The organism is Streptomyces sp. ADI96-02 (assembly GCF_003846185.1).
Taxonomy (GTDB): Bacteria; Actinomycetota; Actinomycetes; order Streptomycetales; family Streptomycetaceae; genus Streptomyces.
Window position 1 is genome coordinate 539,961 of the sequence record NZ_ML123034.1, and the last position, 24,350, is coordinate 564,310.

Sequence of the window (24,350 nt, forward strand, 5' to 3'; positions counted from 1 at the left end):
TGAGCGTCCGCCCATGGGCGAGCCTCCCCGTAGCCGTATCCCCCGATACCGCGCGATCCTCCCGCCCCTGCCCGACCATGGGACGGAGGTGAACCGATGATCGAAGTCCTGCTGCTGTTCGTCGCCCTGCTGCTCTGCCTCGCGTGCGGCGCGTTCGTCGCGGCCGAGTTCTCCCTGACCACCGTGGAGCGCGGAGAGCTGGAAGCGGCTGCCGAGCGGGGCGACCGGGGGGCCGCGAGCGCGCTGAAGGCCGTCCGCAGCCTCACGTTCCAGCTCTCGGGCGCGCAGCTGGGGATCACGGTGACCAACCTGGTCATCGGCATGCTCTCCGAACCGTCCATCGCCAAGCTCATCCGGGGCCCGGTCGAGGCGGCGGGGCTGTCGCCGGCCGTCGCCTCGACGCTGGCGCTGGTCATCGGGACCGCCCTGTCGACCGTGGTGCTGATGGTGGTCGGCGAGCTGGTGCCGAAGAACTGGGCGATCTCCTCGCCGCTGGCCGTGGCCAAGGCCGTGGCCACCCCGCACCGGTTCTTCACCGCGGTGTTCCGGCCCTTCATCAGCCACCTCAACAACACGGCCAACCGGATCGTGCGCCGCTTCGGGCTGGAGCCCACCGAGGAGCTGGCGTCGGCGCGCAGCCCGCAGGAGCTGGTGGCGCTGGCCCGGCACTCCGCGAAGGAGGGGGCGCTGGAGGCGGACACGGCCGAGCTGTTCGTCCGCACGCTGAACCTGGCGGAACTGACCGCGGAGAACGTGATGACCCCGCGCGTTCAGGTGACGGCGCTGGAGGTGCACGCGACGGCCGAGGACGTCGCGAACGCCACCCGGGCGACCGGCCTGTCCCGCTTCCCCGTGTACCGGGGCAGCCTGGACACGGTCGTGGGCGTGGCCCACATCAAGGACGTCCTGGCGATCCCGGCCGACCAGCGCCCCCGCAAGCGGGTCTCGGAGATGCTGCGCGAACCCCTGCTCGTACCGGAGACGCTGACCGTGGACCGGCTGCTGGACCGGCTGTCGGGGAGGCTCGCCATGGCGGTCGTGATCGACGAGTACGGCGGCACGGCGGGCGTGGCGACCTTGGAGGACATCGTGGAGGAAGTCGTCGGAGAGGTCCGTGACGAGCACGACCCCCACGAGACACCCGATCTCGCGGCCGCCGGGGAGGACGCCGACGGCCGCACCCTGTGGTCGGCGGACGGCGCGGCCCGTACCGACCAGCTCGAAACGATCGGACTGCGGGTGCCGGACGGACCGTACGAGACGCTCGCGGGGCTGATCGCCGCCGAGATCGGACGGATCCCGACCGTGGACGACACCGTCGAGCTGGAGGGATGGCGGATCGACGTGGTGGACGCGTCGGGCCGCCGGGCCGCGCGGGCGCTGCTGCACGCGCCGCTGCCCGGCTCCGAGGAGCGGACGGAGGGGGAAAGGTGATCGTTCTTCAGCTCTTCATCGGGCTGCTGACCCTGGTGGTCAACGCCTTCTTCGTGGGTGCCGAGTTCGCCCTGATCTCGGTGCGCCGCAGTCAGATCGAGCCCGAGGCGGAGGCCGGGAACCGGCGGGCCCGCAGCGTCATCTGGGGCCTGGAGCACGTCTCCGCGCTGCTCGCCGCCGCACAGCTGGGCATCACGCTCTGCACCCTGGTGCTGGGCATCGTGGCCGAACCCGCCATCGCCCACCTGCTGGAGCCGGCGTTCGACGCGATCGGCGTGCCGCACGGACTCGTGCACCCGATCTCGTTCGTGATCGCGCTGGCCGTGGCGACGTATCTGCACATGCTGCTGGGCGAGATGGTCCCGAAGAACATCTCCCTGGCCGAACCGGCGCGCAGCGCGCTGCTCCTCGGCCCGCCGCTGGTCGCCCTGGCCCGCGCCCTGCGCCCGGTGATCTTCACGATCAACTCCTTCGCCAACGCCCTGCTCAAGCTGTTGCGGGTGGAGACGAGGGACGAGGTGTCGGCGACGTTCTCGGACGACGAGCTGGCCCGGCTGGTGAAGGACGCCGGGGACGCGGGGCTGGTCGACGACCGTTCCGCGGAGCGGCTGCGCCACGCCCTGGAGCTTGGCCGACGTCCGGTGCGGGACGTGGTCATGCCGGTGGAGCGCGTCCTGTACACGCGGGTCGGCACCACGCCCGAGGAGCTGGAGCGGCTGTCCTCGGAGTCCGGGTTCTCGCGCTTCCCGGTGATGGGCAGCGAGGAGCGCATCCTCGGCTACCTCCATGTGAAGGACGCCCTGGACGCCGCGCCCCGTGACGTCCCGTTCCCGGTGACCGCCCTGCGGCCGATCGCGCGCGTACGGGCGGCGACCCCGCTGGACGACGTGCTGACCGCCCTGCGGCGCAGCCGGACCCATCTGGCGGCCGTCCTCGACGAGGACGACCGGCTGGCCGGGATGGTCACCATGGAGGACGTGCTGCGCGAGCTCGTGGGCCGGCCCCAGCCGCGCTGACCTGCCCGGGGCGACCGCTCGCGGGGCCTCGGCGGGCGTCCGCGGTGTGGCTGCGGCGGGCGTCCGCGGTGCGGGGCGGCAGGCGTCCGCGGTGCCGGGCGGCAGGGCGATAGAATCACCGGGCCATGGAATTGAATGCCTCCTACACCAGTCTCGTCGCGGTCGGCGACTCGTTCACCGAGGGCATGTCGGATCTGCTGCCCGACGGCACCTACCGGGGCTGGGCCGACGTCCTCGCGTCGAGGCTGGCGCTGCGCTCCCCGGGCTTCCGGTACGCCAACCTCGCCGTGCGCGGCAAGCTCATCGGGCAGATCGTCGACGAGCAGGTGGGGGCGGCGGCGGCTCTCAAGGCGGACGTGGTCACGCTCGTCGGAGGGCTCAACGACACACTGCGCCCGAAGTGCGACATGGGCATGGTCAAGGGGCGGCTGGAGGAGGCCGTGGAGCGGCTGGCGCCTTCCTGCAAGCAGCTGGTGCTGATGCGCAGCCCCGGGCGCGAGGGGCCCGTGATGCGGCGCTTCCGGCCCCGTATGGAGGAGCTGTTCGCCCTGGTCGACGACCTGGCGGACCGGCACGGCGCACTGGTCGTCGACCTCTACGGCGTACCGGCGATGGGCGATCCGCGGTTGTGGGACATCGACCGGCTGCATCTCGGGGCCGAGGGGCATCTGAGGGTCGCCGAGGCGGTCTGGCAGGCCCTGGGGCTGCCCGCCGAGCTGGACTGGCGTACGCCGGTACCGGTCTCCGCCCCGCCGCACTGGGCCGCGCGCCGGTTCGAGGACGCCCGCTTCGCCCGTCAGCACCTGGTGCCCTGGATCGGGCGCAGGCTCACCGGACGGTCCTCCGGCGACGGACGGGCGGGCGCGCAGTTCGACGCCGCGACGGGAGCGGCCTTCTGGGTCTCGCCCCGGGGCGAGGGGACGCCCGGCCCGGTGACCGGTTGGCACCGCCTGGACGGGGCCGGGGCCGACCTGCGGTAGGTCCGGCGGAATCCGCACGCCCGGCGCGGTCCGTGCGCGCGACGGTCCGCCCGGCCGAGCGCGGGGCGGTCCGGGCGGCGGGGCTTGGAGTGGGACCCCGCCGCGCCTTGTAGCAAGCCACGAACCGGCCCGCGGTGCCGGCCTGCGCAAACCGCCAGTAGAATCCGGCTACGTGACTGCTGTGTCTGCGAAGCCTCGCATCCCCAATGTCCTGGCCGGCCGCTACGCCTCCACGGAGCTGGCCGTCCTCTGGTCCCCCGAGCAGAAGGTGAAGCTGGAGCGTCAGCTGTGGCTGGCGGTGCTGCGCGCTCAGAAGGACCTCGGGATCGAGGTCCCGGACGCGGCTCCGGCCGACTACGAGCGGGTGCTCGACCAGGTCGACCTGGCGTCGATCGCGGAGCGCGAGAAGATCACGCGGCACGACGTGAAGGCCCGGATCGAGGAGTTCAACGCCCTCGCCGGACACGAGCAGGTCCACAAGGGCATGACGTCCCGGGATCTGACGGAGAACGTCGAGCAGTTGCAGATCCGGCTCTCGCTGGAGCTGATGCGCGACCGCACGGTGGCCGTGCTAGCACGGCTCGGCAAGCTCGCGGCCGAGTACGGCGAACTCGTCATGGCCGGCCGCTCGCACAACGTCGCCGCGCAGGCGACCACGCTCGGCAAGCGCTTCGCGACCGCCGCCGACGAACTCCTGGTGGCCTACGGGCGGCTGGAGGACCTGCTCTCCCGCTACCCGCTGCGCGGCATCAAGGGCCCGGTCGGCACGGCGCAGGACATGCTCGACCTGCTCGGCGGCGACGCCGACAAGCTCGCCGACCTGGAGCAGCGGATCGCCGGGCACCTCGGCTTCGCCCAGGCGTTCACCTCGGTCGGCCAGGTCTACCCCCGTTCGCTCGACTACGACGTGGTCACCGCGCTCGTCCAGCTCGCCGCCGCGCCCTCCTCGGTGGCCAAGACCATCCGCCTGATGGCCGGCCACGAGCTGGTGACCGAGGGCTTCAAGCCCGGCCAGGTCGGCTCGTCCGCGATGCCCCACAAGATGAACACGCGTTCCTGCGAGCGGGTCAACGGCCTGATGGTGATCCTGCGCGGCTACGCCTCGATGACGGGCGAGCTGGCGGGCGACCAGTGGAACGAGGGCGACGTCTCGTGCTCCGTGGTCCGCCGGGTCGCGCTGCCGGACGCCTTCTTCGCCTTCGACGGTCTGCTGGAGACCTTCCTGACGGTGCTGGACGAGTTCGGCGCGTTCCCCGCCGTCGTGGCGCGGGAGCTGGACCGCTACCTCCCGTTCCTCGCGACCACCAAGGTCCTCATGGGCGCCGTGCGGGCCGGGGTGGGCCGCGAGGTGGCGCACGAGGCGATCAAGGAGAACGCGGTCGCCTCCGCGCTGGCGATGCGGGAGCGGGGGGCCGAGCGCAACGAGCTGCTCGACAAGCTGGCCGCCGACGAGCGCATTCCGCTGGACCGTGCGGAGCTGGACGCGCTGATGGCGGACAAGCTGTCGTTCACGGGGGCAGCGGGCGACCAGGTGGCGTCGGTGGTGTCCCGGATCGAGGAGATCACCAAGCAGCACCCGGGGGCCGCGGGCTACACCCCCGGCTCGATCCTCTGACCGGCCGCTCGCCTTCCGTATGACACCCGAAGAGCTCCGGGCCGCCCGCGACCGCGTCGTTCCCGATGTGGCCGCGAGCGGTCTGGACGTGCTGTTCTGCGGCATCAACCCGAGCCTGACGACGGCCGCCACGGGCCACCACTTCGCGCATCCGGGAAATCGCTTCTGGCCGGTCCTGCACCGGTCGGGGTTCACGCCCCGGCAACTCCTGCCCTCCGAGCAGGGCGAGTTGCCCGGTCTGGGACTCGGCATCACCAACGTCGTAGCGCGGGCCACCGCACGGGCGGACGAGCTGGACGCGGAGGAGTTCCGGGCGGGCGGGGCCGATCTGGCCGCGAAGGTCGAGCGGCTGGCTCCGGCGTGGCTGGCCGTGGTGGGCATCACCGCCTACCGCTCGGCGTTCGGGGAACCGCGCGCCGGGATCGGGCCGCAGGAGCGCCTGATCGGCGGGTCCCACGTGTGGGCCCTGCCCAACCCCAGCGGGCTCAACGCCCACTGGACCGTCGCCACCATGGCGGAGGAGTACGCCCGTCTCCGCGCGGCCGTCCTGACGTCGCGTCGGGCCTCCTGATCCCTGCTCCTGATCCCGGCTCCCGGTGTCGGTTCTCAGGGCGGATCGACGTCGGTGGCCACGACCGTCAACTCGCAGGCTGGTCCGTCCGCTTCCACGAACAGCCCGATCGCGATCCAGCGCTGCCCGATCCGCCAGAGCCGCAGGAACTCGCAGCCGGCCACCAGGTCCGCCCAGGGCTCCGGTATGTCCTCGCCGGCGAGCATCCGCTCCCGCGCGCTCCACGGGCTCATCACCTGCGGTTCGCCCCAGCGCGAGGTCAGCAGGGTGAGCAGCGCGTCGTGCTCGGCCAGGCAGCGCGCCCGATGCTCCGCCCCCGTCGGGTCGTCGTCGTCCCCAGCGCCCCCGTACGGGCGCAGGTACGCGGTGTGGAAGCCGGGTCCGCTGACTCCCGCGACCGACGAGGTGCGCCGCGAGGGGAACTCGCCGCCGCACATCCCGTCGATGAGGCGGAGGTGGTGTGCGGTCGTCATACGGCCAGTAAAGCGTCTCGCGCCGACAGCCATCTCCCCGGCCCCGGCGGGAAGATGGGCGCGGGTGCTCCGGTTGGCGTCCGGGTGCGGGCCGGGCGGGGCCGTCGCGAGGGCCGTGAGCCGGCGTCCGGGGTGCGGAGGGCCGGGTGGGCACGGTCTCGGCGAGGCGGGGTAGCGGGTGCGCTGCACGGTGTACGGCGGGGCGCGGACGGGCGCGGGGCCCGCGCAGGTTGCGGCTCGGTACCGGCTTCCGCCACTGCTCGCGGGGCTTGCGGCCGGCGAGTACGATCCGGCTGACATGCGCACAAGCTGGGAGGACGCATCGTGGGCCGGCTGACCGGTGGGGACCCGTCGCTGCTGCGGCGGATCAATTCGTCGGTGGTACTTCAGGCTCTGAGGGGGGCCGGCTCTCCGACGCTGACGGATCTGACGCGGATCACGGGGCTGTCCCGGCCGACCGTCGAAGGCGTCGTCGAGGGGCTGTTCGAAGCGGGGCTGGTGGTCGAGGCCCTGCCCGACGAGAGCGAGGCCCGGCGCCAGGGCAGGCCCGCGCGCAGATTCCGTTTCCGGGCCGAGGCCGGGCACCTGCTCGGCGTCGAGATCGGCCCGCACCGCGTATCGGCTCTGCTGTCCGGGCTGGACGGACGTATCACCGGGGCGGGCTCGCGCGCGGTGTCGGAGACCGCGGGCGCGGACGACCGCCTCGATCAGGTCAGGGCGGTGGTCGCGGACGTGCTGCGGCGTACCGGCGTGGCCCGGAGCAGTCTGCGCGCCGTGGGCGTGGGGAGCCCGGGCATCGTGGAGGCCGACGGAACGGTCCGGCTGGGCACGGCGCTGCCGGACTGGACCGGGCTCGCGCTCGGCGAGCGGATGCGGCGTTCGTTCCGCTGCCCGGTCCTCGTGGAGAACGACGCCAACGCGGCGGCGGTGGCCGAGCACTGGAAGGGTGCGGCCACCGAGTCGGACGATGTCGTCTTCGTCCTGGCGGGGCTGAGCCCGGGGGCGGGGTCGTTGATCGGCGGGCGTCTGCACCGCGGGTTCGGCGGGGCGGCCGGGGAGATCGGCGCTCTGCACCTGCTGGGCAGGGAGGTGACGCCGGAGCACCTGCTGTCGACGACGGACACGCCGCTGGACCCGCTGGACGAGCGTGCGGTGGCGGCGGTGTTCGCGAAGGCCCGGCAGGGCGACACGGGCTCCCGGGCGGCCGTCGAGCGGTTCATCCAGCGGCTCGTGCACGATGTGGCGGCCCTGGTGCTGGCCCTGGACCCGGAGCTGGTGGTCGTCGGGGGCTGGGCGGCCGGACTGGACGGGGTGCTGGAACCGCTGCGGAGAGAGCTGGCCCGCTACTGCCTGCGCCCGCCGCGGGTGACCTTGTCGCTGCTCGGTGAGGCGGCGGTCGCGACGGGGGCGCTGCGGCTGGCGCTGGACCATGTCGAGGAGCAGTTGTTCGCGGTGGAGCGGGCGGTGACGGCCCGCCGCTGACCGCGGGCGGGCCGGATCTCGGGACGGCCGGGAGGCGGTGGGGCGGCCGGTCGCGCCGCCGGGCCCCGGGCCGCCGTCGGCGCTTCAGGACGCCCGGCGCTCCTGCTGCTCGCCGTGGCTGATCTCCAGGGCTCCGGAGTCCCCGAAGGTCAGCCGGCAGGTGTCCGCGCGGTAGGTGGCGACGGACACGGCGGCGGTCCGGCCGACGGCGATGTAGCGCGTGGTGACCACGAGGACGGGTGCGCCCGGGAGGCGGTCGAGCTCCTTGGCGTCGTCCGCGCGGGCGGATCCGAGCTCCACGGAGCGGTCCTGGCCCTCCAGTCGCAGCCGGTGCATCTCGCGCAGCACGCCGCGGGCCCGGACGACGCCGGAGGGCGCGTCGATGGCCGATAGGTCGGGTACGGAGGATTCCGGCACGTAGAGGAGTTCGGCGGCGACCGCCTGGCCGTGGGTCTCGCGGATCCGGCGCACCACGTGCACGGGATCGCCGTCGGCTTCGAGCATCGCGGCCACCGGGGCGGGCGGCCTGCCGAAGGAGCAGTCGACCGGCTGCCACGCCTCGCCGGTGGCGCCGCCGGTCCACTCGTGCTCGGCGGTGGCGACGGCGACGCCCACGCGCGGCGGGGCGACGGTCGTGCCGACGCCGCGGCGGCGCTGGAGCCGGCCTTCGAGTTCGAGCTGTTCCAGAGCCTGCCGGAGCGTGGCGCGTGCGACGCCGAACCGCGCGGCGAGCTCACGCTCGTTGGGCAGGATCTCCCCCACCGCGAAGTCCGAGTCGAGTGCCTCACTGAGCACGGTCTTGAGGTGCCAGTACTTCGGCTCCTGCACCGATTCCAGCTGCGTGGTCCCCACCCTGTCCTCCGCAATCGCCCAGCGGCTCTTCCGCGACGTTATTTATTAAAGGTTCTTTCCTTAAACCGACCCTAGGGCGGTACTCCCCCTTGGTCAAGACCAATCCTTATTCCGTAACGGAGCGAAACGGGACTCTGGCGCTGAGCGTTCACACGGCGTTCGCGGTGCCGTGAGGCGCGCGCAGCACGGAGCCCCGCCGACGGCGGCGGGGCTCCGTGGCCGGGGGACGAGTGCGGGCCTATTCGACCGGCACGCCGAAGAGCTTGTCCGGATTGTTAATGATATAGGCGCATTGAATGCGTCCGTCCCGGACTTCGATCTGGAAGAAGGTGTCGGGCTTTTTTCCGACGGAGAACACCACGGCGGCTCCGCCGTTGAACTCGGCGAGGCGCAGCTCTCCGAGCGGCCCCCGTTTCCGGGCCACCTCGAAGAGGAACCGGCCGACCTTGTCGGCCGTCTCGATGGTCCGGCGCGGGGCCTTGGCCTTGCCGCCGCTGTCGCTGACCAGCCGGACGTCGGGGGCCAGCAGCGCGAGCAGCCGCTCGATGTCGCCGCCGGACGCGGCGGCGAGGAAGCGCTCGGTGAGGTCGCGCCGTTCGGCGGGGTCGACGTCGTAACGCGGCCTGCGCTCCTCGACGTGTCGCCGCGCCCGCCCGGCGAGCTGCCGGACGGCCGCCTCGGTGCGGTCGAGGGCGCCGGCGATCTCGGCGTACGGGAAGCCGAACGCCTCGCGCAGCACGAACACCGCGCGCTCCAGCGGCGAGAGCGATTCGAGGACGACGAGCACGGCGAGGGACACACTGTCGGCGAGCACGGCGCGGTCCGCCGCGTCGGGCGCCCTCTGCCCGTAGTCGGTGGCCACCGGTTCCGGCAGCCACGTCCCGACGTAGGACTCACGGCGCGATCCCAGGTGGCGGAGCCGGTCGACGGCGAGCCGGGTGGTGACGCGCACGAGGAAGGCCCGCGGCTCGCGGACGTCGTCGCGCGGCGCGGACGACCACCGCAGCCAGGCTTCCTGGACCACGTCCTCGGCGTCGGCGACGCGTCCCAGCATGCGGTAGGCGACGCCGGTCAGCAGGGGCCGGTGCTCCTCGAAGAGTTCGGTCGCGGGATCGGCGGTCACCCGGCCATCCCATCCGACGCGCCCTCCGCTGTCCAGCGGGAATCGCCGGGCCCCTTGAACTGCCGCCTACCCGACGGTAATTGTTGTTGACGCGATGTCCAGCAACGTCAGGGAGCTCCACGATGACCAGCACGGCCTCCTTCACCGTCGAATCGGCCCACGGCCCCCGTCCGGTCTCGGTGGCGTACGAGCGCTCGGGCTCCGGCGCACCGCTGGTGCTGCTCCACGGCATCGGCCACCATCTGCGCGCCTGGGACCCGGTGACGCGCGTCCTGGCCGCCGAGCGCGAGGTGATAGCCGTCGACCTGCCCGGCTTCGGCACGTCACCGGCGCTGCCGGACGGGGTTCCGAGTGATCCGGGCACGCTCGCCGCGGCGCTCGCTGCCCTGTGCGCGGAACTCGGCCTGGACCGGCCGCACGTGGCCGGCAACTCGCTGGGAGGGCTGCTCGCGCTGGAGCTGGGACGCCGCGAGCTGGTGCGCTCGGTCACCGCGCTGTCCCCGGCCGGGTTCTGGACCGAGGCCGAGCGGTTCTACGCCTTCGGGGCCCTGCGGGCCATGCGCCGCGGCGCCCTCGCCCTCCCGGTGCCGGTGATCGAGCGGCTGGCCCGCGGCGCGACCGGGCGAGCCGCGCTGACCGGCGTCGTCTACGCCCGCCCGGGGCGGCGTTCACCCGACGCGGTCGTCGCGGAGACGCTGGCCCTGCGGGGCGCCACCGGCTTCGACGCGACGCTGGCCGCCGGCCGCGGGTCCTCCTTCACCCGCTTCACCCACGACGTGAAGGGCGTTCCCGTGACCGTCGCCTGGGGCAGCCGGGACCGCATCCTGCTGCCGCGGCAGGGCGTCCGCGCCAAGCGCGTGATGCCCGGGGCGCGGCTCGTGCGGCTGCCGGGCTGCGGGCACGTGCCGATGAACGACGACCCGGCGCTGGTCGCGCGGGTCATCCTCGACACCAGCGGCTGAGGCGTCGCGCTTGGGGACGCCCGGGGCCGGGGCCGGCGCCGCGCGAGGGCCGGGTCGCGGGGCCGCTCCTGTTCGACGCGCGTCGTTCATCCGGGGTTGGGGCTCCGGCCGCCACCGGGCACTAGGCATGGCGGGGACCGGATCCGGCCACCGCTCGTCCGGTGGCTCCGCACTCGTTCCCACCGCCCGGAGGCGTCCCGATGCCCAACCGCCCGCCCGTTCCCTCTCCCGACCGCCGAACCGTGCTGCGCGGCTCGCTGCTCGTCCCGGCCGCCGCCGTCCTGCCCACCGCGTTCGCGGCGGCTCCCGCCCAGGCGCTGGGCGGACGCCCTGAGGCGGCCTGGGGCGTCCAGGTCGGGGCGGTCACCGCGTCGTCGGCGCTCGTCTGGGTGCGGTCGGACCGTCCCGCCCGGATGCGGGTGGAGACGTCGTCCACCGAGTCCTTCCGCCGGGCGCGCACCTGGCACGGGCCGCTGATCGGCCCGGGGAGCGACTTCACCGGCACCACCGCGCTGCACGGACTGCCCGCGGGCGAGCAGATCCACTACCGCGTCACGCTCGCCGACCCGGCCGACCCGCGGCGCACGGGCAGACCCGCGTACGGAACGTTCCGTACCGCTCCGGCCCGCCGGCGCGACGGGGTGCGCTTCCTGTGGTCCGGCGACATCGCGGGCCAGGGCTGGGGCATCAACCCGGACATCGGCGGCTATCGCGTGTACGAGGAGATGCGCCGGCTCGATCCGGACTTCTTCCTGTGCAGCGGCGACACCGTGTACGCGGACGGCCCCCTCCAGCCGTCCGTGACGCTGCCGGACGGCAGGATCTGGCGGAACGTCATGACCGAGGAGAAGGCCAAGGTCGCCGAAACCCTCGACGAGTACCGGGGCAACTTCCGGTACAACCTGCTCGACGCGAACTTCCGGCGCTTCAACGCGCAGGTGCCGTCCGTCGTGCAGTGGGACGACCACGAGGTGCGCAACAACTGGTACCCCGGGCAGATCCTCGACGACGACCGCTACACCGAGAAGAACGTCGACCTGCTCGCGGCCCGGTCCTCACGCGCGTTCCACGAGTACTTCCCCGTCTCGCGGCCCGACGGCTCCTCGCGTCCGCGCCCCATGGACCGCGTCGTCCACCACGGGCCGCTGCTCGACGTGTTCGTCCTCGACATGCGCTCGTTCCGCAACGCCAACTCGCCCAACCGGCAGGCCGACGACACGACCGGCATCCTCGGCGCGGACCAGCTCCGCCGCCTCAAGCGCGCCCTCGCCGCGTCCCGGGCCGTGTGGAAGGTGATCGCGGCCGACATGCCGCTCGGGCTCGTGGTGCCGGACGGCGCGACGGACTTCGAGGCGGTGGCGCAGGGGGATCCGGGCGCTCCACTGGGACGTGAGCTCCAGATCGCCGAACTGCTGCGGTTCATCAAGCACAACGGGATCACCGGCACGCTGTGGCTGACGGCCGATGTGCACTACACCTCGGCGCAGCACTACGCGCCCGAACGGGCGGCGTTCAAGGACTTCGCCCCGTTCTGGGAGTTCGTGTCGGGTCCGCTGGCGGCGGGCGGCTTCCCGGCCAACGCGCTGGACGCGACCTTCGGCCCGGAGCGCGTCTTCGTGCGGGCTCCGGACCGGGGCAACGTGTCCCCGATGGAGTCGCCGCAGTACTTCGGCGAGGTGGAGATCGACGGCGACAGCGGCGAGCTGACGGTGCGGCTGCGTGCCGAGGGCGGTTCCGTGCTGTTCGACAAGGTGCTCCGTCCGGGCCTCACCGGGCAGTGAACGGCCGGGCCCGATGGCGGTGGGCGCGGCCGGAGAACGGCTGCCGCCCGGCGTCGCCGGGCCCGGCGCGCGTGCGTTTCGAGGCCCGCAGCCGCCGCTGCCGGGGGCCGTTGCCCGTGCCGCGGGGGCCGTCGTACGTGCTGCCGGGCCGTCGTCCGTGCGCTTCGGGGCCCGTTGTCAGTGGTGGGTCCTACGGTTTTCTCCATGACCCGATCCGTTCAGGCCCTGGCCTACGCACGCCCGTCCGCTCTGAGGTCCTCGCAGGCGGGGACCGCTCTCGGCCTGGAGACCGCAGGCGGTCTCACCCCGCGCGGGGCGGAGGCGCACCCTCGGTTCTTCGCGGGCTTCCTCTCCGCTCCGCGCGTCGCCGCACGCGGTCTGCTCGCCGTGGCCGACGTGGCCGCCGCCCGCTACTACCAGCGCACACTGCCCGCCTCGCTCGACCCGGTGGTCACGGGGAACGGGGACCGGCTGCGCTTCGAGTCGTTCTCCGGCTGCTGCGGGGTGTACGCGCGGCTGGACGTCCTCCAGGAGGGTCTGGACGGGCAGGCCACGGGCCACGGCACGACCAATGTGGACGTGAACAACCCGCTGCGGGACGCGCTCTCGCGGATAACGGCGGACGATCCGCTGCATCTGCGGGTCGGCCCGGAGGAGATGGCGGTGACGACGCTGGACGGGGCGGTCGTCGAGAAGAAGGTTCCGCTGCCGGACAGGTGGCTGCGCGGTTTCGCCGAGGCGCAGGTGGCGTCGGCCGGGTTCGACCTGCGGGCCGAGCTGACGGCGGCGCAGGCCGTCGCCTTCCTGCGCTCGCTGCCGCGCTCGTCGGGCAACGCGACGCGCGGCGCCCGCTGGGTGGTGGCCTCGGGCGCCGGGCTGCGGCCGACGACCCGGCCGGTCCCGGGGGCGGTGTGCCTGCCGGGACCGGAGCGCCTGGTGGCCTTGCAGCGGGTGCTGCGGTACGCGACGGCGTTGCGGGTGTACGCGCCGGTGGCCGACGGTGCGGCGGCGGCTAGCGCCTGGGAGGTGGTGCTGCCCGGGATGCGGCTGACGCTGACGCTGTCCCCGGATGCCTCGCGCGGGTTCTCCGGCGAGGGCGGGGTGCTGGAGGCGCTGGCCACCGACGAAGCGGCGGCCGACGCGGAGCTGGTCTCGGTGCTGCTCGCCTGGGAGCCCCGGATCGAACCGGCTTCGCTGGCCGAGCGGTCGGGGCTCGGCGTGGAGCGGGTGCGGGCCGCGCTGACCCGGCTGGGCACGGCGGGCCGGGTCGGGTACGACCTGGCGGACGCGGCCTATTTCCACCGTGAACTGCCCTACGACGCGGACCGGGCGGAGCGTCACAACCCGCGCCTGGTCGCGGCGCGCGGCCTGGTCGCCGCGGCGGCGGTGTCGCTGGACGGCGCACGGGCGACGGTGGTCTCCGGGGACCGCCGCTACCAGGTGCGCGAGGCGGACGGGGCGCTGACCTGCACCTGCCAGTGGTGGGCGGACTACCGGGGCCGGCGGGGGCCGTGCAAGCACGCGCTGGCCGTCCGCATGGTCCGGCGCGGAGCGACGGTCGGGGGAGGCTCCCGATGACGGATCTGCTCACCGCGGTGAACGAGGGCCGCCACCACGACGTGCCGGCGCTGGTGCTCCGGCTGGACGGGGCCGGACGCAGGTCAGCGCTCGCCGAGTTGAAGGAGCTGCGCAAGGAGGTGCGGGGCTGGGACTGGCGTCGGCGGGACAAGGTCCGCAAGGCGCTCCTGGTGGCCGGGGCGAGCTGCCACACCGGCGCGGCGGGCTGCGCCGCCTGGATCGGCGGCCGGGATCTGCGCGACTGGGTGCGCTCCCCGTATCAGCTGATCCTCACGGCGCTGAAGGACCGTGATCCGGCCTGGCTCGGCGATCTCGCGGTGCGGCTGGCCGCTCGCCCCATGGCTTCCTCCGCCGAGTACGCGTTCGTCGCCGAGCTGGCCCGGATCGCCTGCCGCCCGGTCCCCACGACGGACGGCATGGTGGAGAGCTGGGCGGAGCTGGTCGACGAGTCCCGGTGGCGCCGCCGGTCGGGCCGGGTTCCGTTGGCCGAGGCGCTCCGCGCCGACCCGCATGTCGCGGTCATGGCGCCGCGCCTCCTGGAGCTGCCCCAGGTGCCGCCGCGGGTGACCGTGCACGGCGCGCCGGATTCGGACGACCACTGGCCGGCGGCGCTCGCCTCGCTGGCCGATGAGAAGGTGCTCGACCGCTCCCTCCTCCTCGACCAGTGCATGACCCGCCTGGTACGGGGCGGGGCCGTCGGAGAGCAGCGGTTCTTCCTGTCGGTGCTGCTGCGGCTCGGTATGACGGACGCGGAGGAGGGCGGACGCCTGCGGGACTGGACGGCGATGGCCGCGGACGGCGTCACGGTGGTGGCGAGCCATGCCCAGGCGGTGCTCACCCGGCTGGAGGAGCGCGGCGAGCTGCCCACCAGGGAGCTGGCGGACGTGTCGCTCTCGGTGCTCTTCCGGCCCGAGAAGAAGCTGGCGCGCGCCCAGTTGACGCTTCTGGGCAAGGCGCTGCGCCGGGACGCGACGGCGGCGGGCGAGCTGCTTCCGGTGGTGGCGGAGGCGTTCGCCGGCGAGGACATCGTCCTCCAGGAGCAGGCGTTGAAGCTGGTCGCCCGCCATCTTCCGGCCGATGACGACGCTCTGCGCGCGGAGCTCTCCTCGTCGGCGGCGCGGTTGGGCGCGGTGCACCGCGAAAGCGTCGCCGCGCTGTTCGGCGGCCTCGTCGAGGACGTCCCCGAGGACGCCGCCCCCTACGAGGAGCTGCTGCCGGCCGCTCCGGCGCCAGGCCCTCTCAGGCCCGCGCCGGAGGGTGTCGCCGAGCTGGTCGAGGAGGTGGCGGCCCTGCTGAAGTCGCGCTCCTGGTACGGCGCTTCGGCGAGCGCCCCGGCTCCGTCGTCCGTCGCCGACCACGAACGCCTTCTCGACGGCCTCGTCCGCCGGGCGGCGACCGATCGGGCGGGGCTGGCGGCGGCTCTGCGAGAGGCCCTGGCGGGGTCGCGGATCGCCGACGAGGACTCCGGCCCGCCGAGGTCCGATCCCCAGTACGTCACGACCGCGAGCGCCCTGTCCGTGATGGTGGCCTCACTGCTGGGCCGGGTGACCGACCGGGACTTCCGCCAGTGGCACGAGAACACGCCTCGCGGCGGGTCCTGTGCCCACACCGAGCTGAACAGCATGCTGCTCGCCCGCGTCCAGGAGGCGGCGGACGCCGTGCGGACCGGCCGCCTGCCGTTCCTGCTCGCCACACCCACCCGGGAGAACGGTTCGCTCGACCCGGCGGACCTGATCGGACGGCTGCGCGCGTACCGCAGCATGGGCGTCGAGGCCGGCCCGGCCGACTTCGGCCAGGCACTGCTGCGCCTGTGCCGGAGCGGAGGCGAGGAGGCCGCGGTCGCGGCCGACGCCCTGGGCACTCCGGAAGGGGACCGGGTGGCCGCCTGGCTGCGTGCCGACGATCCGGTCGCGCCGCTGCTGCGGCACGGGACGAGCGACGACCGGCCGGCGAGGGGAGCCCGGTGGCGGCGTTCCGCGGCCGACGTCCTGGACGCGCTGTTCGCCGCCGAGGAACGCCGCCCGGCACGGGTTGAACTCCCGGCCGCCTTCCCCTGGCTGGTCCGTCCGCCGCTCTCCGGCATCCAGAACTGCTACCACTGGGGAGCGCAGCAGTCCGCCCACTGGGTCACCACCTTCCCCGAGGACCCGGAGACCCTGGCCGCCTGGCTGACGCCCGATCTGATGCGCGCCGCCGACGACGGGAATCGGGGTGCCGCCTGGATCCTGCCGCCGCTCGTCGAGACCGGGGGCGAGGTGGGCCCCGCGGCACATCTCGCTCTGGCCTACGGACTGGGCGCACGCCACGCCGAGGACCGGATATCCGCCGTGGACGCCCTGCTGGTCCTGGCCGCGCGCGGACGTCTGGACGCCGCCCTGCTCGGTCGCGCGCTGGCGGACCTCGTCGACCGGGACGCGGTGAAGGTGACCCGGCTCGCCGACTCCACGGGCACGGCGGCGGGGACCGGCGCGTACCGGACGGTGCTGGCGGTGCTGGCGCACGCGCTGCCCGGCGTGCTGGCCTGCGAGAAGCAGCCTCGGGGCCTCGGAGACCTGCTGTCCGTGGCGGCGGACTGCGCCGAGCGGTGCGGTACGGACGGCCTCGCGCCGATCGCCGGGCTGGCCGCCACGGCGGCGCGGAAGGGCGCGTCGCAGACGGTGCGGCAGGCGGGGCGACTGCTCATCGCGTTCGGGCCCTCCCGCGAGGAGTCCGGCGCCAGGAGCTGAGGGCGAGCTCCCACGTGGCTGAAAAGCAATGATAGGGGACCAGATCCACACGTAACCCATCAGTCACAAGGTGTTCGTGATCAGGCAACACCGGTCCTTCACAGTAAGGATATGACCGATGTGACATCCGCGAAGAGCGCCCGCCGTCCGCACCACTGGCGGCGGGACCTGATCGAACTGGCCGCGCTGTTCACCGCGGTGGCCGTCGCCGACGCGATCGCCAACCTGATCGGCCACCAGCCGGACGGCCCGTACCTGCTCGTGGCGTCCGCGGTGGCCCTGATCGCCACGGCGGCCTTCCACACCTGGTGGGCCCACCGGCACAGCCATGCTCCCCCGCCCGGCGCGGACGGCGCGGCGTCGTCCCCGGCGAACGGGGCGGGGAACGGGGAGACGGTGCTGTGGCGGATGCGGACGACGGTGCGCGACGCCCCGGGCAGCCTGGCCGCGCTGTGCCTGGTCCTCGCCCGTCTCCGCGTCGACATCCTCACCCTGCAGACGCATCCGCTGGCCCGGGGCACGGTCGACGAGTTCCTGCTGCGGGCGCCCGCCGCGCTCCAGCCCCAGGAGCTCACCCGCGAGATCGCCGCGGCCGGCGGGTCCGCCACCTGGATCGAGCGGGCGGACGCCCACGATCTGGTGGACACCCCCACCCGCGTCCTCGCCCTGGCCACCAGGACGGCGCTCGACGCCGCGGAACTCCCCCTCGCCCTGCGGCAACTGCTCGGGCGCTGCACCATCCACTCGCTGCCCGCCGTCTCGGTCACCGGCCGCCCGACCGGCGAGAGCGCCCCGGTCGAGGGCGTGCTGGAGGACACGGTGATGCGGCTGCGCGATCCGTCCGGCGGCGTCATCTCCGTCGAGCGGCCTCATCTGCCGTTCACTCCGACCGAGTTCGCGCGGGCCCGCGCCCTGGTCGAGCTCGACGCCCGGCTCGGACCCCGGGCCCCGCGCGGCGAGGACGTCCTCACGCTGCCCGAGGGCAACGAGATCACGGTGCGCCGCGCGGACAGCAGGGACCTCGCCGCGGCCCGCGCCCTGCACGACCGCTGCTCCCCGCGCACGCTGGGCCTGCGCTACAACGGCCCGGTCGGCGACGCGGACCGCTACCTCGACCACCTGCTCAGCCCGCGGTTCGGCCGCACCCTCGCCGTGCAGACGGCCTCCGGCCGACTCGTGGCGCTGGGCCACCTCCTGTGGGACGGCGACGAGACGGAGGTGGCGCTGATCGTCGAGGACGACTGGCAGCGCCGGGGCATCGGCTCGGAACTGCTCGGCCGCCTGGTGGCGCTCGCCGCCGGGACGGGCTGCGACAGCGTGTACGCCGTCACGCAGTCCCGCAACACCGGCATGGTCGCCGCCATGCGCGGTCTGGGGCTGCCCCTCGACTACCAGATCGAGGAGGGCACCCTCGTCATCACCGCGCGGCTGCGGAGGGAACGAGCCGCTCGGCCGTCCGGGACCGGGGAGGAGGTCCGGCGCTGAGCGCCTGACAGAGATCGGCCCACAGGTCCTCGACGTCCTCCAGCCCGACGGACAGGCGCAGCAGCCGGTCCCCGACGCCGGACGCCTGCCGGTCTCCCTCGTCCACGATGCGGTGGCTGATGGAGGCCGGATGCTGGATCAGCGAATCCACACTGCCGAGGCTGACGGCGGGCGTGATGAGCCGCACCCCGGCGATGACCTGGTGCGGATCCCCGTACACCTCGAAGGAGATCATCGCGCCGCCCATCTCCGGATAGTGGACGCGGGCGATCCTCGGGTCGGCGGTGAGCCGGCGCGAGAGTTCGGCGGCGCTCGCCGAGGCGGCGCGGACGCGGACCGGCAGCGTGGACAGGCCGCGCAGCAGCAGGTATCCGGCCAGCGGATGCAGTACGCCGCCGGTGGCGAACCGGACCTGGCGCAGCCGGGCGGCGAACTCCTCGTCGCAGGCGACGACTCCGCCCATCACGTCCCCGTGCCCGCCCAGGTACTTGGTGGCGCTGTGCAGGACGATCCGTGCGCCGTGTTCGACGGGGCGCTGGAGCACCGGTGTGGCGAAGGTGTTGTCGACCACGAGCGGCACCGAGCCGCAGGCGTGGGCGACGGCCCGGATGTCGACCTCGGCGAGGGTGGGGTTGGCGGGCGTCTCGACGATCACGAGCCCGGTGTCGGGGCGGATCGCCTCGCCGATGCCCGCCGGGTCGGTCCAGGTGACCTCCGTGCCCAGCAGACCGGCTCCGAGCAGGTGGTCGCTGCATCCGTACAGCGGCCGTACGGCGACGACGTGGCGCAGGCCCATGCTCGCGCGGGCGAGGAGGACCGCGCTGAGGGCGGCCATGCCGCTGGCGAAGGCGACGGCGCTCTCGGTCCGCTCCAGCGTGGCGAGCGCCGTCTCGAAACGCGCCGTCGTCGGGTTGTCGAGGCGGGCGTAGACCGGCGGGCCGTCGGGCCGGGCTCCGGTGGTGGCGAAGGCGTCGATCCGCTCGGCCTCACCGCGGGAGTCGTAGGAGGGATAGGTGGTGGACAGGTCGAGCGGCGGGGCGTGCAGGCCCAGAGAGGCGAGATCGTCGCGTCCGGCGTGTACGGCTTCGGTGGCCAACGCCCGGGACGGGGTGGGGGCGGGGGATGTCGTGGAGACGTCGTTGTCCATGCGGTGCACTCTGAACAGTTACCGGTTCGTATCGGCCAAAGCCCGTGTTACGTTCGCCGCATGTCCGAATCCGTCGCTCTGGACCCGGTAGATCTGCACATTCTGCGGCTCCTGCAGAACGATGCCCGGACCACGTACCGCGAGCTCGCCGCCGAGGTGGGCGTGGCGGCCTCGACGTGTCTGGACCGGGTGGCCAGGCTGCGCCGTTCCGGCGTGATCCTGGGCGATCGGCTCCGCCTCGACCCGGCGAAGCTCGGCCGGGGCTTGGAGGCCCTGCTCCTGGTGCAGGTCCGGCCGCACCGCCGCGAGCTCATCGGCCCGTTCGTCGAACGCGTGCGGGCGCTCCCGGAGTCGCGCGCGCTCTTCCACCTCACCGGACCGGACGACTACCTGGTGCAGGTTGCGGTGACCGACACGGCGGATCTGCAGCGGCTGGTGCTCGACGAGTTCACCTCGCACCGGGAGGTGGCCCGGGTGGAGACGCGGCTGGTGTTCCAGCAGTGGGACTGCGGGCCGCTGCTGCCGCCCGCCGCCGACGGCCGGCGCGGCGGCGGATCCTGAGGGCGCCACGGTCACGGCCCGCGTCCGATGATCGTCTTTCGGACGCCGGGCGGCGCACGGTGGTGACGTGAAGGGGCCCGCCGTTGGAGGATGTCCGCATGTCAGACACTTCGAGCAGCGCGCTGCCCCGTCAGGTCGCCGACGCCTACGTCGACGCATTCATCGAACTCGACCCCATCACGGGCACCTACCTGGGTGTCCGGGAAAGCTCGCGCCGTCTGCCCGATTTCTCGCCGGCCGGTCAGGCGGCGCTCGCCGACCTCGCCCGCGCGACGCTCGTGAAGCTGGACGCGGCCGAGCGTACGCCCGGCGCGGACAGCGACGCCGAACGCCGGTGCGGACGGCTCCTGCGGGAGCGTCTGACGGCGGAGATCGCCGTGCACGACGCCCAGGAGGGGCTGCGGACCGTCTCCAACATCCAGTCCCCCGCCCACAGCATCGGCGAGGTGTTCACCGTGACGCCCACCGAGACGGAGGAGGACTGGGCGGCGGTCGTCGAACGGCTGCGGGCCGTTCCGGCCGCGTACGAGGGCTACCGGGCCTCCCTGACGCTCGGGCTGGAGCGCAAGCTGTACGGAGGGCCGCGCGCCTCGGCCACGTTCATCGAGCAGTTGACGGAGTGGGGCGGGGGCAGCGGCAGCCCGGCGTTCTTCGAGGACTTCGCCGCCCCGGGCCCCGACGCGCTGCGCGGGGAACTGGACGAGGCCGCCCGGCTCGCGACGGCCTCGGTGCTCGCCCTGCGCGACTGGATGCGCGACGTCTACGCCCCGGCGGTCGAGGGCGCGCCCGACACGGTCGGCCGGGAGCGCTACGCGCGGTGGTCCCGGCTGTTCAACGGCACCGACCTCGACCTCGACGAGGCGTACGCCTACGGCTGGTCCGAATACCACCGGCTGCTCGCCGAGATGCGGACCGAGGCGGAAAGAATCCTTCCCGGCGCGGGCCCCTGGGAAGCGCTCGCCCACCTCGACGTGCACGGCCGGCACATCGAGGGCGTGGAGGAGGTCCGCACCTGGCTCCAGGGCCTGATGGACGAGGCCATCGAGGCGCTGGACGGCACCCACTTCGACCTGGCCGAGCGGGTACGGAAGGTGGAGTCGCGGATCGCGCCGCCCGGCGGCGCCGCCGCCCCGTACTACACCGGCCCCTCGGAGGACTTCTCGCGCCCCGGCCGCACCTGGCTGCCGACCATGGGCGAGACGCGCTTCCCGGTGTACGACCTGGTGTCGACCTGGTACCACGAGGGCGTACCGGGCCACCACCTCCAGATCGCGCAGTGGACGCACGTCGCCGACAGCCTCTCGCGCTACCAGGCGTCGGTCGGCCAGGTCAGCGCCAACGCCGAGGGCTGGGCGCTGTACGCGGAACGGCTGATGGACGAACTGGGCTTCCTGCCCGACGCGGAGCGGCGGCTCGGCTACCTGGACGCCCAGATGATGCGCGCCTGCCGGGTCATCGTGGACATCGGCATGCACCTGGAGCTGGAGATCCCGGCGGAGTCGCCCTTCCACCCGGGCGAGCGCTGGACGCCGGAGCTGGCGCAGGAGTTCTTCGGCGACCACAGCGGCCGGCCGGCCGATTTCGTGGAGAGCGAGCTGACCCGCTACCTGTCGATGCCGGGGCAGGCCATCGGCTACAAGCTCGGGGAGCGCGCCTGGCTGCTGGGCCGGGAGAACGCCCGCGCGGCGCACGGCGACGCGTTCGATCTGAAGGCGTGGCACATGGCGGCGCTCTCGCAGGGCTCGCTCGGCCTGGACGACCTGGTGGACGAGCTGTCCAAGCTCTGACGCGCCCCGCCGCCCGCCGCGCCCGCCCGGTCCACCGCGAACCGGGCGGGCGCGGTGGACCGGGCGGGCCCGGTGCTTGTACGGCACACGGCTACGCCAGGCGGTGGCGCACGCTCGATCCGTGTCGTTCCTTGACCACTTCGAGCCGGGCGGGGATGCGGCGTCGCAGGTCGGCCACGTGGCTGACGATGCCGACGCTGCGGTCCCGCTCCCGCAGCGAGTCCAGCACGTCGAGCACCTCGTCCAGGGTCTGGTCGTCGAGGCTGCCGAAGCCCTCGTCGATGAAGAGGGTGTCCAGGCGGACGCCTCCCGCCTCCTCGGTGACGACGTCGGCGAGGCCCAGGGCCAGGGCCAGCGAGACGAAGAACGTCTCGCCCCCGGACAGCGTCGAGGTGTCCCGCTCACTGCCCGTCCAGGAGTCCACGACGTGCAGTCCGAGGCCGGCCCTGCGCCCGCCGGTACGGGCGTCGGAGTGGACGAGGGTGTAGCGGCCGGAGGACATCCGCTGGAGCCGGGCGGTCGCCGCGGCGGCCACCTGTTCGAGGCGGGCCGCCAGGACGTACGCCTCCAGGCGCATCTTGCGTTCGTTGTCGGCGGAGGTGCCGGCGGTCAGTCCGGCGAGCCGGGCGACGCGCTCGTACTCCCGGCGCACCGGGCCGAGCCGCCGCACCTCCTCGGCCGCCCGGTCCGAGAGCCGGGCGAGTTCGGCGCACCGGCCGCGTGCCGCGTCGAGCGCCGACGCCCGTTCCCGCAGTACGCGTTCGGCGGCCTCGTAGGCGTTCAGCGCCGCTTCGGGCTCAGCGGACGGGCGCTCGGCGGCCTGCCGGGCGTGCTGTTCGGCGCGGCGCTCGGCGACCACTGCCGCCTCCGCCTGCCAGGCGTCGACGCGGTGTTGCAGCTCGCGCTGCCCGGCGGCGTCGAGGAGGGTCGCGGCGGCGGCCTCCGGCGTGTCGAACCCGGCCCGGAACGCGGCGTCGGACAGCCGGTCGTCGGCCTCCTTGCGCCGGTGGGCGGCGTCCTGCTGGGCGCGTACGGCCTCGGCGGCGTCGGCGAGGAGCGCGACGCGCCGGGTGAGGCGCTCGGCGTGAGCGGCCACGGAGCCGGACTCGCCTCGGGCGGTGGCCAGTTCGGCCTCCAGGGCGGACTGTTCCCGGTCCAGCGCCTCGCGTCGGGAGGTGCGGGCGGCGGCGCGGCGCTCGGCCTCCTGCCGGACTTCGAGACGGCCCCGGTGCTCGCGCTCGGCCGCGGCGAGCGCTTCGCGCGCGGCGTGGGTGCCTGCGGCGAGGCGGTGTGCTCGGGTGTGCTCGTCGGCCAACCTGCCTACGTCGTCGGCCAGTTCGGCCACGGAGGGGAGGGCGGGCGCATCGAGGAGGTCGGCTGCCGTCCGCGTCGTCCCGGCCCGCCCGGCGGTCTCCTCCCCGGCGGTCTCCTCCCCGGGGGCCTCCTCGGTGGCGGCTCCGCCGGTGGCGTCGTCGGCCTCGCGCGCCTCCGCCCAGGCCGCGGCGTGCCGTTCGCGCACGACGCTCAGCTCCTGCTCGGCCCGGGTGCGAGCCTCCTCCGCGCGCCGGTGGGCGGCGAGGGCCCGCTCCTCCGTGGCCCGGTCGACGTGGCCGTCGCCGGGGCTGGCGGGCGCCGGGTGCTCGGCGGAGCCGCAGACGGCGCACGGCTCGCCGGCGACGAGTCCGGCGGCCAGCTCGGCGGCGATGTCCCGCAGTCGCCGCTCGCGCAGGGAGAGCCAGGACTCATGGGCGTCCAGGGCCCGTTCGCGCGCCGCGTCGAGGGCCGAGCGGGCGGAGCGGGCCTGTTCGGCCAGCGTGTCGCGGCGCCGTGCCGCGTCCAGTCGGCGGCGGGCCGGGGCGAGACGCCCGGCGAGCTGTTCGGCGCGGGTTGCGGCCTCCTGGGCCCGCTCGATGCGGTCCCGGAGCCCGGTGTGCGTGGCGTCCCAGCCGGCGAGCCACGCGTCCGCCTCGCGGACGGTGTCCTCGTCGGCCCGCGCCTCCCGGTCCAGGCTGACGCGCTCCTCATCGATCCGCGCGCTCCGCAGCTCGGCCCGGCGGGCGGCGTCGAGGCCGCCGAGCTCCTGGCGGAACCGGCGCTCCCACTCCGTGAGCTGCTCGGCGCTCGCGTCGGCCAGATCGGACGGCAGCCGCCCGCGGGCCTGTCGGAGGGCGTCGTCGGCCGCGCGGTGAGCGCGCTCGGCCGCGTCCCGCAGCTCCAGGGCGGGCGCGACCCGGTCGGCCGTGCGGGCGCGTTCCAACCGCTTCTGGCAGCGGTCGCGTTCGGGCCGCGCCTCCTCCAGGGCCTCGGCGCGCCGCATCGTCTCCTGGTGGCGTTCCTGGAGGCGGGCCAGTTCGCGTTCGGCCTCCAGCGTGCGGCGGGCGTGGGCGTGCCGGTCCTCCGTCCCGGTGAGGACCGCGCGGGCGATGTCGAGCCGTTCGCGGGCCGCGCCGCGGGCGACGGCCGCCCACTCCAGGACCGCTTCGGCCAGGCCGGGTTCGCCCGGCCGGGCGGTGGGCTGCGGGGCCTCGGCCGCGGCGGGTCCGCCGGCCTGGGCGATGCGCTGGGCGAGGGCCATGATCTCCTCGTCGCCCGCCTTCACCCGGGCCTCGGCGCCCCGGCGCAGCTCCGCGAGCCGTTCCTCGACGGCGGCGAACCGGCGGGTGTCGAAGAGCCTGCCGAGGAGCTTGCCCCGGGCTTCGGCGTCGGCGCGCAGAAAGCGGGCGAAGTCGCCCTGCGGCAACAGCACCACCTGGCAGAACTGGTCGCGGCTCATGCCG

Annotated in this window: 18 protein-coding genes; 13 read left to right on the plus strand and 5 right to left on the minus strand. The window is 74.1% G+C overall.

Annotated elements, in window-relative coordinates:
• Positions 1-96 precede the first annotated feature (96 nt).
• The 5 genes from EES43_RS02410 to mug all read left to right on the plus strand — a co-directional run bounded on the left by EES43_RS02410 (position 97) and on the right by mug (position 5,616).
• Positions 97-1,434, plus strand: coding sequence for a hemolysin family protein (locus EES43_RS02410; RefSeq protein WP_124267118.1), 1,338 nt, complete (start codon positions 97-99; stop codon positions 1,432-1,434).
• The gene (locus EES43_RS02415) at positions 1,431-2,450 is read left to right on the plus strand and encodes a hemolysin family protein (RefSeq protein WP_124267119.1); all 1,020 of its coding nucleotides are present in this window, start codon (positions 1,431-1,433) and stop codon (positions 2,448-2,450) included. Before EES43_RS02410 ends, EES43_RS02415 begins: the two co-directional genes overlap by 4 nt.
• Before the next feature lie 125 nt (positions 2,451-2,575).
• Entirely contained in the window at positions 2,576-3,430 is an 855-nt protein-coding gene (locus tag EES43_RS02420; RefSeq protein ID WP_124267120.1) for an SGNH/GDSL hydrolase family protein, read from the plus strand.
• A 172-nt stretch (positions 3,431-3,602) separates the two neighbouring features.
• On the plus strand, positions 3,603-5,045 hold the full coding sequence (gene purB, locus EES43_RS02425) for an adenylosuccinate lyase (protein WP_124267121.1): 1,443 nt from the start codon (positions 3,603-3,605) through the stop codon (positions 5,043-5,045).
• A gap of 19 nt (positions 5,046-5,064) precedes the next feature.
• The gene (gene mug, locus EES43_RS02430) at positions 5,065-5,616 is read left to right on the plus strand and encodes a G/U mismatch-specific DNA glycosylase (protein ID WP_124267122.1); all 552 of its coding nucleotides are present in this window, start codon (positions 5,065-5,067) and stop codon (positions 5,614-5,616) included.
• 35 nt (positions 5,617-5,651) lie between these two features.
• Here the strand turns inward: mug and EES43_RS02435 are convergent, their stop codons facing one another.
• Positions 5,652-6,089 (minus strand): hypothetical protein, encoded by a 438-nt coding sequence (locus tag EES43_RS02435; RefSeq protein WP_124267123.1) that lies wholly within the window; start codon positions 6,087-6,089, stop codon positions 5,652-5,654.
• 324 nt (positions 6,090-6,413) lie between these two features.
• Here EES43_RS02435 and EES43_RS02440 point away from each other — a divergent pair, with 324 nt between their 5' ends.
• A complete protein-coding gene (locus EES43_RS02440; RefSeq protein WP_124267124.1) occupies positions 6,414-7,571 on the plus strand; it encodes an ROK family protein in 1,158 nt (385 codons plus the stop codon).
• A gap of 84 nt (positions 7,572-7,655) precedes the next feature.
• Here the strand turns inward: EES43_RS02440 and EES43_RS02445 are convergent, their stop codons facing one another.
• A complete protein-coding gene (locus EES43_RS02445) occupies positions 7,656-8,423 on the minus strand; it encodes a GntR family transcriptional regulator (RefSeq protein ID WP_124267125.1) in 768 nt (255 codons plus the stop codon).
• Positions 8,424-8,661: 238 nt separating this feature from the next.
• Positions 8,662-9,546, minus strand: coding sequence for an RNA polymerase sigma factor SigJ (gene sigJ / locus EES43_RS02450; protein ID WP_124267126.1), 885 nt, complete (start codon positions 9,544-9,546; stop codon positions 8,662-8,664).
• A gap of 122 nt (positions 9,547-9,668) precedes the next feature.
• On the opposite strand from sigJ, the gene EES43_RS02455 reads away from it, so the two are divergent.
• The 5 genes from EES43_RS02455 (at position 9,669) to EES43_RS02475 (ending at position 18,078) form a co-directional block, all read left to right on the plus strand.
• Positions 9,669-10,508 (plus strand): alpha/beta fold hydrolase, encoded by an 840-nt coding sequence (locus tag EES43_RS02455; RefSeq protein ID WP_124267127.1) that lies wholly within the window; start codon positions 9,669-9,671, stop codon positions 10,506-10,508.
• 200 nt (positions 10,509-10,708) lie between these two features.
• Positions 10,709-12,289 (plus strand): alkaline phosphatase D family protein, encoded by a 1,581-nt coding sequence (locus EES43_RS02460; protein ID WP_124267128.1) that lies wholly within the window; start codon positions 10,709-10,711, stop codon positions 12,287-12,289.
• A gap of 204 nt (positions 12,290-12,493) precedes the next feature.
• Positions 12,494-13,867 carry an SWIM zinc finger family protein gene (locus EES43_RS02465; RefSeq protein ID WP_124267129.1) on the plus strand — a complete coding sequence of 458 codons (1,374 nt, stop codon included), beginning with the start codon at positions 12,494-12,496 and terminating at the stop codon, positions 13,865-13,867.
• Positions 13,864-16,593 (plus strand): DUF7825 domain-containing protein, encoded by a 2,730-nt coding sequence (locus EES43_RS02470; RefSeq protein WP_124267130.1) that lies wholly within the window; start codon positions 13,864-13,866, stop codon positions 16,591-16,593. Before EES43_RS02465 ends, EES43_RS02470 begins: the two co-directional genes overlap by 4 nt.
• A 120-nt stretch (positions 16,594-16,713) precedes the next feature.
• Positions 16,714-18,078 carry a GNAT family N-acetyltransferase gene (locus tag EES43_RS02475; RefSeq protein WP_124271755.1) on the plus strand — a complete coding sequence of 455 codons (1,365 nt, stop codon included), beginning with the start codon at positions 16,714-16,716 and terminating at the stop codon, positions 18,076-18,078.
• Here EES43_RS02475 and EES43_RS02480 read toward each other — a convergent pair.
• The gene (locus tag EES43_RS02480; protein ID WP_124267131.1) at positions 18,011-19,225 is read right to left on the minus strand and encodes a trans-sulfuration enzyme family protein; all 1,215 of its coding nucleotides are present in this window, start codon (positions 19,223-19,225) and stop codon (positions 18,011-18,013) included. The two genes, EES43_RS02475 and EES43_RS02480, sit on opposite strands and share 68 nt — an antisense overlap.
• A 60-nt stretch (positions 19,226-19,285) precedes the next feature.
• Here EES43_RS02480 and EES43_RS02485 point away from each other — a divergent pair, with 60 nt between their 5' ends.
• Complete coding sequence (locus tag EES43_RS02485; RefSeq protein ID WP_124267132.1) at positions 19,286-19,786, plus strand: Lrp/AsnC family transcriptional regulator; 501 nt, start codon at positions 19,286-19,288, stop codon at positions 19,784-19,786.
• Positions 19,787-19,884: 98 nt separating this feature from the next.
• A complete protein-coding gene (locus tag EES43_RS02490; RefSeq protein ID WP_124267133.1) occupies positions 19,885-21,573 on the plus strand; it encodes a DUF885 domain-containing protein in 1,689 nt (562 codons plus the stop codon).
• A gap of 91 nt (positions 21,574-21,664) precedes the next feature.
• On the opposite strand, the gene EES43_RS02495 is transcribed toward EES43_RS02490, so the two are convergent.
• On the minus strand, positions 21,665-24,350 hold a 2,686-nt coding region (locus tag EES43_RS02495), incomplete at its 5' end, for an SMC family ATPase (protein ID WP_241192313.1).

Bases quoted from the DNA above. Each gene is read 5' to 3' on its own strand.
- EES43_RS02420 (WP_124267120.1), top strand. From the start codon at position 2,576: ATGGAATTGAATGCCTCCTACACCAGTCTCGTCGCGGTCGGCGACTCG.
- EES43_RS02490 (WP_124267133.1), top strand. From the start codon at position 19,885: ATGTCAGACACTTCGAGCAGCGCGCTGCCCCGTCAGGTCGCCGACGCC.
- EES43_RS02470 (WP_124267130.1), top strand. From the start codon at position 13,864: ATGACGGATCTGCTCACCGCGGTGAACGAGGGCCGCCACCACGACGTG.
- mug (WP_124267122.1), top strand. From the start codon at position 5,065: ATGACACCCGAAGAGCTCCGGGCCGCCCGCGACCGCGTCGTTCCCGAT.
- EES43_RS02460 (WP_124267128.1), top strand. From the start codon at position 10,709: ATGCCCAACCGCCCGCCCGTTCCCTCTCCCGACCGCCGAACCGTGCTG.
- EES43_RS02465 (WP_124267129.1), top strand. From the start codon at position 12,494: ATGACCCGATCCGTTCAGGCCCTGGCCTACGCACGCCCGTCCGCTCTG.
- EES43_RS02410 (WP_124267118.1), top strand. From the start codon at position 97: ATGATCGAAGTCCTGCTGCTGTTCGTCGCCCTGCTGCTCTGCCTCGCG.
- EES43_RS02455 (WP_124267127.1), top strand. From the start codon at position 9,669: ATGACCAGCACGGCCTCCTTCACCGTCGAATCGGCCCACGGCCCCCGT.
- EES43_RS02485 (WP_124267132.1), top strand. From the start codon at position 19,286: ATGTCCGAATCCGTCGCTCTGGACCCGGTAGATCTGCACATTCTGCGG.
- EES43_RS02435 (WP_124267123.1), bottom strand. From the start codon at position 6,089: ATGACGACCGCACACCACCTCCGCCTCATCGACGGGATGTGCGGCGGC.
- EES43_RS02480 (WP_124267131.1), bottom strand. From the start codon at position 19,225: ATGGACAACGACGTCTCCACGACATCCCCCGCCCCCACCCCGTCCCGG.